Here is a 12,186-nt window from a genome sequence, read left to right on the forward strand (position 1 = left end):
CCGTAGCAAGGTCCTGCTAGCCACTATGTCGCAGCCATTCCTACGTCACATCGGCCTTGGCTATTGATTCGTGATCCCGCTTCGGGAGCTGAGCAATCATCACGGTGGCTCCAACAAGGGTGGCAGCCACAGCGACGCCGATCCAGACCCCGTAAAGCGCATGTCCCAAAATAAAGCCTCCCAGCACTGGCGATACGATATCTGTCACCCCGATTAGTGCTTGTGCCGCTCCTATAACGACTCCTTGCCGTTCGGGTGGAACGTGGACGGACAGCGCAGCAAGGTAGGTAGGCTTGGCAAGGGCGTCGCCTGTGCTGACGCAAAGCACTGCAAAGGCGAGAACGGGGATAGTGGTGGCCAGGCCTGTCGTCAGGAATCCGAGGCCCAACAGACCGAAGATCAAAATGATCAAGTTTCGCTCGGTGAAGTATGTGCCCAGCCAACCCAACAGGAACAGTTGGACAAGGACATTGATCACGCCATCGGCCATCATGATGTAGCTCAGTTCCCTCGGTCCGAAGGCATGGCCATTCCAGACGAAGGTATCCGCAAGAAAGACGGGCATCTGCGAGGTGTACATGCCGAAAGCGAAAAAATGGCACAACATCACGATGATCAGTATTCGGATCGCGGGTGATCCCAGGATGGCACGGAACGAGAGTCTCTCTCTGTTGGTTTGACCCTGATGGCGGGGCCCTGCTTGCCCGCCTTGCAGTCGGAAGAAGGTCACAACGACGGAAAAAATCATCAAGCCGAGGGCGGCATAGATCGGTGGGGTCAATGATGTGTCGGATAAAAGGCCCGAAAGGCCTGCGCCGATGATTCCTCCTAAACCGATTCCGCCTGTCAGCATGCCGATCGCTTGCCGTCGATGCTTTGTGTCAGAGTAATCGGCGACGTAGGCTACGGCGGCCGATAGATTCCCAGCGGTCATCCCGAACAGGGCACGGGCAAGCAGAATGAAAAAAATGCTCGGTGCGCATGCAAGCAACAAGAGGCTCGCTGCCGCGACGATCTGGCTCGCAAGAAGAATTCGTTTGCGGCCGAAGCGGTCGGAAAGCTGGCCGAGGACGGGGGCCGAGCAACACTGGCTAAAGGCCTCTGTCGCGATCACGATGCCAAGGATCAGTGGAGAGCCCCCCATCTCCCGGACGTAGAAGGGCAGCACGGGTATGACAGCGGCCATACTGGCGGCATACATACTGACGATCACGAAGACCGGCAGGATCAAGCGCCAGTCAAGCCCTGCTGCGGCAACGTTCGTGGCTCTCAATTCGACTCTGCTCCGAGAGAAACCACCCCCATGCGGGCCAAGTAGATGCCAAGCTTCGCGGTCTGGTTTGCGTCAAAGGTCGCGCCGACATATCCGTCCGGGCGGATCAGCACGCACTCGCCCGGCGCCAACCCATAGGCATCGCGGATGTGACCCCAGGTGTCGATGACATCGCCGCTTGGGCCGATATGTCGGACATGCAGCCCCGGTCGTGGCTTCATCGTCTCAAGTCTGGCCTCATGGACAAGCAGCGTCCAGTGCGGCCCTTGGAACAGTTGGAACAGTCTCGATGGCTGGCCCGCCGCACCCCGTATCGGCGCATCCGGCGCGCGATCCCCGGCCCGAATGCCAGCGTTGCGCTCGGGAAGTCCCTTTGCGAGCGGCGAGTCCCGGTAGCCGATATCGAGCTGGTGAACCTCGCGTCCGCGGTGAATCCGGCCCTGTTTCTGCGCATCGAGCAATCGGGTCGAAAGACCAAGCATGGCCTCGGCCACCGGACGGCGCTCGGCCTCGTAGCTGTCGAGAAGGTCTTCCCTCGCACCCCTTAGTGCGGCCGCGAGCTTCCAGCCCAGGTTGTAGGCATCCTGCACACCAGTGTTTAGACCTTGTCCTCCAGTGGGCGGCTGCACATGGGCGGCATCGCCCACCAAAAGCACCTGGCCCACACGGTAGCGGTCGGCCAAGCGGGCGTTCATCTGGTAATCCGAGGTCCAGGACACCATGCGTACTATGATGTCCGCGCGTCCTGTACGCTCGGCGATGAAGGCGGTCAGCCCTGCGGCCGACAAGTCCGTCTGCGCATTCGGTGGAATCGGCGCCTGGATCTGAAAGAGATCGGTTCCGGCGAGGGGGCAGATCGCCATCATCCGCTCCATGTCGCCGTTGTTGAATTGGTGCCATGCACTGCGCTCGAGCCCGGTCAGTACGACATCCGCCACGAGAGCGTGCACGCCTAGCGTCTTGCCAGGGAAGCCCACGTTGAGCGTTTTCCTGACGAAGCTGCGCCCGCCATCCGCGCCGACGAGATAGCGAGCGTGGAGGATCTCCTCACCTGTGAGGCCCGCAACCTGCGCGGTGACGCCGCCGCCACCCTGCTCGAAGCTGAGCAATTCGCAGCCGAACTCCACCCGATGGCCCAGTTCGTTCAGCCGCCCACGCATGATGTGTTCCGTCAGAAATTGCGGAATCATCAATGGCAGTTGATAAGGCTCGGCCGGCGTCGGATCGACCTGCCCGACGATGTCTGAATCCAGGTGACTACCGTTGTCTTGGTAAATGCGCTGCCGCGGGTAGAGCCCCCCCGCTGCCACCACCTTGTCGAGAATATCCAGGTCTTCGAAGATTTCTTGTGTCCTCGGCTGGATGCCCTTGCCACGTGAGCCAGCGAACGGCATGGCCATCTTATCGATCAGCCGAAACGAGACGCCACGTCGCGCGAGCTCAATGGCAAGAGTGAGGCCGGCCGCGCCTGCGCCGCAAATGAGTACGTCGGTCATGGATTGACTTGTCATGTTAGTCTCAATATGTGTAATATGCACTTAATAGGAGCTATATTATGTCGTCCAATAAAAAAGTGCAAGATACACATATTTCTGAACAGGTGAAGGTGCTGCACGGCGCGCTGATCAGCATCGTCAGTGCGCTGAACCGGCCACAGAACGACGAGAAGATGATCGAAGAAGCCGGCATCCGACTCGATCGCGCACTGTTTTCCGTACTCGTGGGTATCGAGCGACTGGGGCCGATCGGTGTGGTGGAACTGGCTGAGCGCTCAGGACGCGACTACACCACTATCAGCAGGCAGGTCGCCAAGCTCGACAGTCTGGGTCTTGTGAAGCGCCGAGAAAGTCCTCTTGATCGTCGTGTGCGCGAGGCGGTCATTTCCGCGAAGGGAAAGGCGATGACAGACCGCATCGACGCTGCGCGCGCGCGAATGGGCCAAGTGATCTTCAAGGACTGGAGCGCAGACGAACTCGATGTCTTCGTAAGACTGATGCGAAAATTTGCGGATGCCATGGAAGAAGGACCGTCAGCGGGTTCTTGATCTGGGATCCAAGAGCAAGCCAAGCGCGCCATATATGTGCGGCGTTGCAACAAACTTGCGATAGCGTGAAAGCAGCAGCGAATGGTTCGGTACGGGATAATCGCCTTCGTTTTCCTGTCCGTCAGGGTAGTCCCCAATGAGAAAATTCTACTTCTGATCTCACCGCTTTAACGCAGAGAGTACCCACTGCGTGGGCGCGGGCCCGTTCTTTGGACGTCGAGCGCGTCCCCTGGGACTTGGTTATCGGGCACAGTACTTGCGGAGCCATGGCGGCTAGAGGGGAGTTTCACCCCTACAACCGTTAACCGTTATGGAGAATGCTATGGCCGACCATGTTGTGAAGGTATTGAATAATCTTATTGAAACTTCCAAAAACGGCGAAAAAGGTTTTGACGCCGCCGCCGAGGACACTAAGAACTCTGAACTGCAACTGCTGTTCAAGAACCGCGCGCGCGACTGCGCATCCGGGGCTGCCGAACTGCAAGCCGTGGTGGACCAATTGGGCGGCAAGCCCGAAGACAGCGGCACGGTTGCCGGCGCTGTGCATCGCGGCTGGACGAACGTGAAGGCCGCCGTCACCGGCCGCAGCGACCTCTCCATCCTGGAAGAGTGCGAACGCGGCGAAGACGTCGCTAAGACCCAGTACAGCGACGCGTTGAAAGAGGAACTGCCGGAGAACATTCGCGCAATCGTCGAGCGTCAGTATCAGGGTGTGCTGCGCAACCATGACCAAATCCGTGACCTGCGCAACCGCTACAAAGACGCGAAGTAGCGCCCTACACGCCCGGCGGTTGCCGGGTTTTTTTTGTGCTGTGAACGCGGTGCAACGGCACCTCAGTGGGCTCATCTTTATAGCGTTTGCGGTCGCCAACTATGCGGTAGGCGTTCGTCGATTCGACTGACCGGCTGCGCGAGCATGGCGAGGTCGGTATAAACTGGATCGAACGCCAGACGTCCTGAGTGCTGTTCGGGGCGATGCGAGTCCAACACTTAGGAGACAAAACATGCCCAGTCTGTTGCCTGACGTAGATCCGGACGGTTTGCTGGAATACTCGGTGGTGTACACCGATCGTGCCGTCAACCATATGTCGAACGCTTTCCAGGGCGTGATGAAAGACATTTCCAGGGTGCTGAAGCAAACCTATAACGCCTCGTGCGCCATCGTTGTGCCGGGCAGCGGCACTTTTGGCATGGAAGCTGTCGCGCGTCAATTTGCCACGAACAAGCGTTGTCTGGTCATCCGCAATGGCTGGTTCAGTTATCGCTGGACGCAAATTTTTGACATGGGCAGCATTCCCTCGGAAACGGTCGTGCTCAAGGCGCGTCCCCAAAACTCCGACAGGCAGGCGGCTTTCATGCCGCCGCCGGTCGATGAAGTCGTAGCGGCCATCAAGCAGCACAAACCCGATCTGGTGTTCGCACCGCACGTCGAAACCGCATCGGGCATCATTCTGCCCGACGATTACCTGCGCAAAGTCGCCGATGCGGTGCACGCTGAGGGTGGGCTCTTCGTTCTGGACTGCATTGCGTCGGGCACGATATGGGTCGACATGAAGGCGGTCGGCGTTGATATCTTGATCAGCGCTCCCCAGAAGGGCTGGACGGCATCGGCATGCTGCGGTCTGGTCATGTTGGGTGATGCTGCGCGTCAACGTATCGGCGACACGGTCAGCACCAGCTTTGCGGCCGACTTGCGCAAATGGCTGCAAATCATGGAGGCCTATGAAGGGGGCGGCCATGCCTACCATGCCACCTTGCCCACCGACTCATTGAGTGTTCTGCGCGATGTCATGTTAGAAATCGAGGCTTATGGTCTGGACAAAGTGCGCGCCGAACAACAGGCGCTAGGCGATGCGGTGCGTGCCTTGCTGCGGGACAAGGGCTTCAAGAGTGTTGCGGCTGACGGATTTACCGCGCCTGGCGTTGTGGTCAGCTACACCGATGATGACGGCATACATTCGACTCGCAAATTCGCCGAGGTAGGTATCCAGGCCGCCGCGGGTGTGCCATTGCAGTGCGACGAGCCCAGCGACTTCAAGACCTTCCGGCTGGGGTTGTTCGGGTTGGACAAGCTGCACAATCTGGATCGTACAGTGGGTAGTCTGAAGCAGGCACTGGACGCCATGTCCTGATGGGCGTCTAAACCTCAACCTAACGCAACGTGGAGGATCTGCATGTACTTTATTGGCTATCACGGCACGAGCGAGACGTCGGCCGTGAACATTCTCACTGTAGGGGTCCAGGAGCGGTTCTTGCCGCCAACGGGGCAGATCGGTCGAGGATTCTATGTCGCAAAAATGAATGGCAAGCTGCCGCACTGGGGCGCCGAACAGGCGACGGCACCGGCCCGTACGCACCAGTCACGTTTTGTTCAGATGATCAGCCTGCTTACCGGCGAGGCGAAGAATCCATGGCTCGATAGCAGCGCCAAGCGGGCGATTCTGAAGATCTATGCCACGCGCCCGTTGCTGCACTGCAGGTGGAACATCATGAACCCCGGTGATTTGGGATTTTTGAAGGCTGCGCTGTACAACAACGGCGGTCCAGGGCTGGATCCGGCGGGTGACGGCCAATGGTTGCAGATGGTGATACCGCCAGAGGAACTTCAGTACCTGCGTGCACGACGAGATGATGGTCTTTTCGAGATGCCGCAGAGCTGGTATTCGAAAGAGGCTACGACTTAACGGCGCTTATCGCAACAGGACTGAGGCATAGGGCATCGCGTTAAATGCTCTGGCCGCCCGACACTTCAATACGCTGGGCGGTCACCCAGCGATTGTCAGCGTGGAGCAGGCTAGCCACCGCGGGGCCAATGTCATCCGGCACGCCGACGCGGCCAAGAGCGGTCATGCTTGCAAAGGCATCATTGTAGGCAGGCGTATCACGCACGGTACCGCCCAGGAAATCGGTTTCGATTGCGCCTGGGGCGATGGTGTTGGCTGTGATGCCGCGACTGGCAAACTCCTTGGCCTGATAGACCGTCAGCGTTTCAATGGCCCCCTTGGCCGCCGAGTAGGCCGAGAAGCCGGGCGCTGCAATGCGGGTCAAGCCCGATGAAAAGTTAACGATGCGTCCACCGTCTGCCAGTAGCGGCAGCAGCTTCTGCGTCAGGAAGAACACGCCTTTGACATGAACATTGAACAGTGAGTCGAACTGGGCCTCTGTCGTCTCGGCGATGCTGGCCATCGCACCGTGTCCGGCATTATTGACGAGATGGTTAAACGTATTCACTCCCCAAGTGGTCTTGAGCGCGGCGCTGACCTGCTCGACGAAGGCGGGAAAAGTGCTGGCGTTACCGACGTCAAGCTGCAATGCGACAGCTTTACGGCCCAGCGCTTCGATTTCGGCTACGACAGCTTTGGCGTCCTCGGCACCGTTGAGATAGGTGAGAATAACGTCACCGCCGCGACGTGCGATGCTGACAGCGGTGTTGCGGCCCAGGCCTCGGCTGCCGCCGGTAACGATTGAGATCGTGGTCATTAATAACTCCTTAGAAAATGGGGTACGGCATGGACTTAACTATGCTTGACCGGTTGTCAGCGGTGTTGCCGGATTCTCGGTCGTTTTTGCCTATTTCTCCGCGCATCATTGCTCTCGATTTCCAGGTGATTTAGCATCCTTCCATGGACACCCTCTTGCTCGAAACGGCCAATCGCTATGTACAGGCGCACGCAGACGAAAACGGCGTTGCCCAAACGCCCGTCCCGGGCCTCACATTGATATGCGCGACATGCCCAAGCGCGTTGCTCTATGCCATCAACAGGCCCCTGGTTGCGCTAGTGCTGCAAGGCAGCAAGCGGGTCACCATGGGACGCGAGACTTTTGAGTTTGGCGCTGGGCAGTCGCTATTGATCACGGCGGACGTGCCTACCGTGAGCCAGATCACCCGCGCCAATATGAGTAAACCCTACATCTCGCTCGTTATTGAGCTCGATCTGGCACTGATCGAGAACCTGGTCGTCGAGATCGGCGCCGTGCCGTTTGCAGCAGGCGAACCCGTGCGGGTCGACGCCACCGAGGCCGAGGTGGCGGACACCGTGTTGCGCTTGCTGCGTCTGCTTGATCGACCGGCTTCAATGCCCGTTCTTCTGGCTCAGTCCATGAGAGAGCTGCATTTTTGGTTATTGTCGGGCCGCCATGGCGGCGCAATTCGTAGCCTGGGGGTCGCTGATAGTTATGCGCAACGTGTGGGCCGCGCCGTGGCACTCATTCGGAGCAACTTCGCCCAGCAACTCCGGGTAGAGCGTTTGGCCGAGGTCGCAGGGATGAGCCTGTCCTCGTTTCACGAGCATTTCAGGTCGATCACCTCTCTGACGCCGCTGCAGTTTCAGAAGCAACTTAGACTGATCGAAGCGCGCCGCATCATGCTCGCCGATGGGGTTGTGATCAGTAACGCCGCCCACGCAGTGGGATACGAGAGCGTGCAGCAATTCACACGCGAGTATGGCCGTATGTTCGGACAGCCCCCGGCTCGGGACATCAAGACAGCCAAGACCCGAATGCAGTCGGCCGCCTAGGTCTATTGGCTGTTCGATGGCCGTTGTCATGTCAGCCGCTATCCCGCCCCACAATTGTTAGGCCTGGCTCGCAGCTAGCGCAGACTGGCGCCGCCTTACGGCCTGTGCTTGTTTACCCAACAGACGTACCACGACCGCGGCGGCCAGAATGCTATAGGGGATTGCATAGACGGAGTCCATGGGGATGCGCATGAAGTACGAATAGCAGAACACCGCGACAATGACCCACATGCCAGTGGCGTGCAGGCGCTTCCAGGCCACGGGACCGATCAGGCTGGCGGGCCCTTGGAACGAGGTCAGCGCCATCAGGATGATGAATAGGTAGCCTGTCGATCCGGGCGCGTTGGCGATCCAATTGCGGGCAGGCCAGAATTCAACGTTCAATTGTCCATAAGTGTAGATGGCGATGGCATGCACCAGATGCGAGAGCGCAAAACCCAGTCCGATATAGCGGCGCTCGCGTACCAGGCCGCGCGTGAAGCCTGATGGAATCAGTACAGCCAGCGCTGACGCCACGAATGCCGTCAGGAACAGGATGAATGAGGTCCGCGCGGTGACACGTATGGCGCTTCTGACGCTGTCGACCCAGTCGGGATACAGCTGCATGGTGCCTATCGTGAACGCTACCACGGTCAGCGCGATCAAGCCGAACAGTTTCCAGCCGTGCAGGTAGCGAAAGGCAGTCTCTTTATTCATGGGGTTGTCCCTGTAGGAATGGTGTGTCATGCGTGTGTCGATGGGTGCCATTACAAGGGTCTGGCGTATCTCCGATATGTCGCGTAAGTGAGGTTTTAAGCGTGCAACGTATCTTCGGTAAGGGCAGATACAGTGCGACACACAAGAGTCTTTTCTCTGGTGTTGTATTCGCTAGAATTCGTTTTGTAGCAAGGTGCTGCCAGCAGAGGAACTTTGCGTGACATTTTTCGTATTGATATTGCTTGTCGTCATTGCTGTGAGTTGCGCAGCACTAAAATGGTGGCGTACAGGGATAGTTGTTTGCGCAGCATTGGCCATATATGTGTTGTCGGTAGGGTGTGGTCCACTTGCGGGTTGGTTCACAGAGAGTCTGCAATCCGGCTTCGCGCGCAAGCAGAGTGTCGCCTGGGGTAACCGCAATGTGATTGTGGTGCTTGGCGCGGGCGCGGAAAAAATCACACATAGCGTTGAGCCTGCTATGTTTTCATATGCCAGAGTGGTGGAGGCGGCCCGGCTTTACTCAAATTGCCGAAAGACCAGTGAAGAATGCAAACTGCTTTTAAGCGGTGGTGATGCCTCAAAGGTAGGCCTACCAGAGGCGGAAATCTATAAACGCGTAGTGCTTGGCCTGGGTGTCGATGCATCCGACGTCATGCTCGAGTTGGCAAGCCTGAACACATGGCAAAACGCCCAGTTCGCGAGCCAAATGCTTAAGCAGTATGACGCTAACCGCATCGTCCTGGTGACATCAGGAATTCATATGCGACGTAGTCTGCTCTACTTTGAACATTTTGGTGTGTCTGCGATACCTGTACGTGCCGACTATTTAAGTCCAGTTTCGTCGGTATTTCCCCTGGCGTATAACTTCGCCATAACGGATTTCGCTATACACGAATATATCGGAATCGCTCGATACTATCTCTACAATATGATGGGCTGGAATCCACCCAAGATGAATCCTGGCCCGTCTGTCGCGGTCGCATGATGACCGTACCCAGCTGCCCTCAGACCGGTATCAGGACATCTGTTCGCCGGCGATTCTGTCCTGTACGATGTCACGATCGCGCCGCGCGCGGCTGGTGAGATCGCCCGAAAACCAATCCATCCAATAGGAGCGCACCCATGCAATTCCTGGATTCTGTTGTGAACAGCGTCAACGGCCTGGTATGGGGGCCGCCGATGCTGGTGCTTATCCTGGGCACAGGGCTATACCTGATGCTGCGCCTGGGCTTCATGCCTCTGACCAAGATCGCGGCCGGCTTCCGGCTGGCCTGGCGCAGCCGTACCAAGCGGGGCGACGATACCGGCGAAATCAGTCCCTTTCAGGCGCTGATGACCAGCCTGGCCGCCACGGTGGGCACCGGCAACATTGCGGGTGTGGCTACCGCTATCTTCCTGGGTGGCCCCGGCGCGCTATTCTGGATGTGGGTGACCGCGCTAGTGGGCATGGCCACCAAATACAGCGAAGTCCTGCTGGCCGTGCATTACCGGGAAAAAGATCCGCGCGGCGAATTCACCGGTGGACCCATGTACGCTATTCGCAATGGCCTGGGCCCCAAGTGGGCGTGGCTGGGTATGCTGTTCGCCTTGTTCGGCGGCCTGGCGGGCTTTGGCATTGGCAACATGGTGCAGGTCAACAGTATGTCCGACGCCCTGCACGCATCTTTCGGCGTACCCGATTGGGTCACTGGTGTGGTCACGATGGTATTGATCGGCATGGTGGTGCTGGGCGGTATCCGGCGCATCGGTGCGGTGGCCGAGGCATTGGTGCCGTTCATGTGCGTTGCCTATATCGTCGCCTCGGTGGCTGCGCTGGTAGTGATGGCCGATGCCATTCCGGCAGCGTTTCAGTTGGTCTTTACGCATGCTTTCTCGCCGGTGGCGGCCACGGGCGGGTTTGCCGGCGCGGCTGTCATGGCCGCCATGCGCTATGGCGTGGCGCGCGGCATTTTCTCGAACGAAGCAGGGCTGGGCACGGCCGGTATCGTGCAGGCCGCGGGCGCCAGCAGCAGCCCGGTGCGTTCCGGCATGATCGGCATGATTGGCACCTTCATCGACACCATTGTCATCTGCACCATGACCGGCATGGTCATTGTGTGCTCGGGCTTGTGGACCAGCGGCGACAGCGGCGCGGTGCTGTCGTCGGCGGCATTCGAGGCCGCCCTGCCTGGTGTCGGTCAATACATCATCGCGGTGGCGCTGGCGATTTTTGCCTTTACCACCATCCTGGGCTGGAGCTACCTGAGCGAGCGGTGCTGGGAATTCCTGGTGGGGGTGCGCGTTATTTTCCCGTTCCGCATTATCTGGGTGCTGGCCGTGCCGTTCGGCGCCATAGCGCAACTAGATTTCGCCTGGCTGTTGGCCGACACCTTGAACGGCCTGATGGCCATTCCCAACCTGATTGCCCTGGTGATGCTGTCGCCGGTGGTTGTCAAGCTGACGCGCGAGCATTTCGCCCAACGCGAATCCGAGCAATAGCCAGGTAAAACTAGGGCGCGTTGGTCGTTCGTACGCGCCGCGCGTAGCGGTACACCAGGTAGAGGGCGACGGCAGCGCCGATTACGATCAGCGTCTGCTCGCCCATGGCGGACAGTACCGCCAGCAGGTCTTGGATCTGGGCCGCGAACGCGATGCCCAGGATTAGCCCTGTCGCAGCCCATAGGGCTAGTCCGGCGCAGTCGTGCCAGATAAAGGAACGCAAGCGAACCCCCATCGCGCCGCACAGCGGCACGGCGACGAGCGACAGGCCGGGAACGAACCGCGCCACGATCAGCAGGCGCACCCCCCATTGCCCGAAGACTCTCTCGGTCTTGCTAACGCACGCATCGCGCGAGAGCGTTAGGCTGCACACCGTGTTCAGTGTGCGAGTGCCGTAGCGCATGCCGCCGCGATACCAAATCAGATCTGCCAGTACACCTGCCAGGACGGCCAAGCCGAGCATGAGAACAAGCGGCAAGGCAATCGTCCATGAACCTGTCGCGCCTGGAACATAACTGGCCCCGACCGCGATCAGCGTCGGCATGACGGGCAGAGGCAGGCCCAGGGACGCGCCCAGGACATTAAGGAACACCAGCAGCGCACCGTACTGCGCGATCCATTCATGCGGCGGCATGGCGAGCTCCTGTCGATGTGCTGAAAATTTCTTTTTTCACAATGCTTCGCCTATCAGGTGAGGAGTAAATCGACACACGCCGCGACGCAGTGTGTGTCGCGATCTCGGTTTGATGCAACGAGACTGAGACCACTGGTCTTGGTCGGCGCGTCCTGTCTTGCACCATCGGCATTGATGCTAGAGGCCCAGCTTGAACGAGGGTAGGACTCGGAAAGGACGCATGGTGTTGCACGAATGACAACAATCAAAGAATGAGCCTGTGCGAGGGGACGGGCGTTTGTTTGGTGTCGCCGTAGCAAGGGCTGGATCAATCGCTGTCTTCTCTCAACGTACGTTAACGAACACCTCGTGTATCGACGGTATTGGTGCGCGCAATGCAACAGCGTGCTTCCTGCGGTATGCCTACCGCGTCTCGGAGCTGCGACCTACGATGCCCTCACCCTTTCCCCCCTGACACGAGAACTTTATGGACAACTCGCACAACCCAGTTCGTCGCAGTCTTATCGCCAGTAGTGCAGTACTCGCGNCTGTCTCTTGTACACAT

The 12,186-nt window shown here is 58.8% G+C and carries 12 protein-coding genes; 7 read left to right on the forward strand and 5 right to left on the reverse strand.

All coding sequences use genetic code 11. The annotated features are described in order from the left end of the window. Nucleotides 1–40: 40 nt before the first annotated feature. Together ACNAZS_RS08985 and ACNAZS_RS08990 are read right to left on the reverse strand one after the other, a co-directional pair. A complete protein-coding gene (locus ACNAZS_RS08985; protein WP_415788354.1) occupies nt 41–1,273 on the reverse strand; it encodes an MFS transporter in 1,233 nt (410 codons plus the stop codon). Then, nucleotides 1,270–2,784, reverse strand: coding sequence for an FAD-dependent oxidoreductase (locus ACNAZS_RS08990; RefSeq protein WP_415788356.1), 1,515 nt, complete (start codon nt 2,782–2,784; stop codon nt 1,270–1,272). The genes ACNAZS_RS08985 and ACNAZS_RS08990 overlap by 4 nt, the downstream gene beginning before the upstream one ends. Nucleotides 2,785–2,828: 44 nt before the next feature. On the opposite strand from ACNAZS_RS08990, the gene ACNAZS_RS08995 reads away from it, so the two are divergent. From ACNAZS_RS08995 to ACNAZS_RS09010, 4 genes are all read left to right on the forward strand, one after another. Further along, nucleotides 2,829–3,317: a MarR family winged helix-turn-helix transcriptional regulator gene (locus ACNAZS_RS08995; RefSeq protein ID WP_415788358.1), complete on the forward strand. Its 489-nt coding sequence runs from the start codon at nt 2,829–2,831 to the stop codon at nt 3,315–3,317. A 322-nt stretch (nt 3,318–3,639) separates the two neighbouring features. Further along, nucleotides 3,640–4,089 (forward strand): PA2169 family four-helix-bundle protein, encoded by a 450-nt coding sequence (locus ACNAZS_RS09000; protein WP_415788360.1) that lies wholly within the window; start codon nt 3,640–3,642, stop codon nt 4,087–4,089. A gap of 232 nt (nt 4,090–4,321) precedes the next feature. Further along, complete coding sequence (locus ACNAZS_RS09005; protein WP_415788362.1) at nt 4,322–5,449, forward strand: aminotransferase class V-fold PLP-dependent enzyme; 1,128 nt, start codon at nt 4,322–4,324, stop codon at nt 5,447–5,449. Between the two features lie 42 nt (nt 5,450–5,491). After that, complete coding sequence (locus ACNAZS_RS09010; RefSeq protein ID WP_415788364.1) at nt 5,492–6,001, forward strand: hypothetical protein; 510 nt, start codon at nt 5,492–5,494, stop codon at nt 5,999–6,001. A gap of 40 nt (nt 6,002–6,041) precedes the next feature. Here the strand turns inward: ACNAZS_RS09010 and ACNAZS_RS09015 are convergent, their stop codons facing one another. After that, entirely contained in the window at nt 6,042–6,797 is a 756-nt protein-coding gene (locus ACNAZS_RS09015; protein ID WP_415788366.1) for an SDR family NAD(P)-dependent oxidoreductase, read from the reverse strand. Between the two features lie 143 nt (nt 6,798–6,940). On the opposite strand from ACNAZS_RS09015, the gene ACNAZS_RS09020 reads away from it, so the two are divergent. Further along, on the forward strand, nt 6,941–7,834 hold the full coding sequence (locus ACNAZS_RS09020; protein ID WP_415788368.1) for an AraC family transcriptional regulator: 894 nt from the start codon (nt 6,941–6,943) through the stop codon (nt 7,832–7,834). Between the two features lie 57 nt (nt 7,835–7,891). Here ACNAZS_RS09020 and ACNAZS_RS09025 read toward each other — a convergent pair whose 3' ends face one another. Beyond that, nucleotides 7,892–8,530 carry a hypothetical protein gene (locus ACNAZS_RS09025; protein WP_415788370.1) on the reverse strand — a complete coding sequence of 213 codons (639 nt, stop codon included), beginning with the start codon at nt 8,528–8,530 and terminating at the stop codon, nt 7,892–7,894. A gap of 217 nt (nt 8,531–8,747) precedes the next feature. On the opposite strand from ACNAZS_RS09025, the gene ACNAZS_RS09030 reads away from it, so the two are divergent. Next, nucleotides 8,748–9,515, forward strand: a complete 768-nt coding sequence (locus ACNAZS_RS09030; protein WP_415788372.1) for a YdcF family protein — start codon at nt 8,748–8,750, stop codon at nt 9,513–9,515. Between the two features lie 137 nt (nt 9,516–9,652). Next, nucleotides 9,653–11,008, forward strand: coding sequence for an alanine/glycine:cation symporter family protein (locus tag ACNAZS_RS09035; RefSeq protein WP_415788373.1), 1,356 nt, complete (start codon nt 9,653–9,655; stop codon nt 11,006–11,008). 10 nt (nt 11,009–11,018) lie between these two features. Here the strand turns inward: ACNAZS_RS09035 and ACNAZS_RS09040 are convergent, their stop codons facing one another. Next, nucleotides 11,019–11,642, reverse strand: coding sequence for a DedA family protein (locus ACNAZS_RS09040; RefSeq protein ID WP_415788375.1), 624 nt, complete (start codon nt 11,640–11,642; stop codon nt 11,019–11,021). Nucleotides 11,643–12,186: the final 544 nt, after the last annotated feature.

Origin of the sequence: Bordetella tumulicola (assembly GCF_965138755.1) — a bacterium.
GTDB lineage: Bacteria > Pseudomonadota > Gammaproteobacteria > Burkholderiales > Burkholderiaceae_B > Bordetella_A > Bordetella_A tumulicola.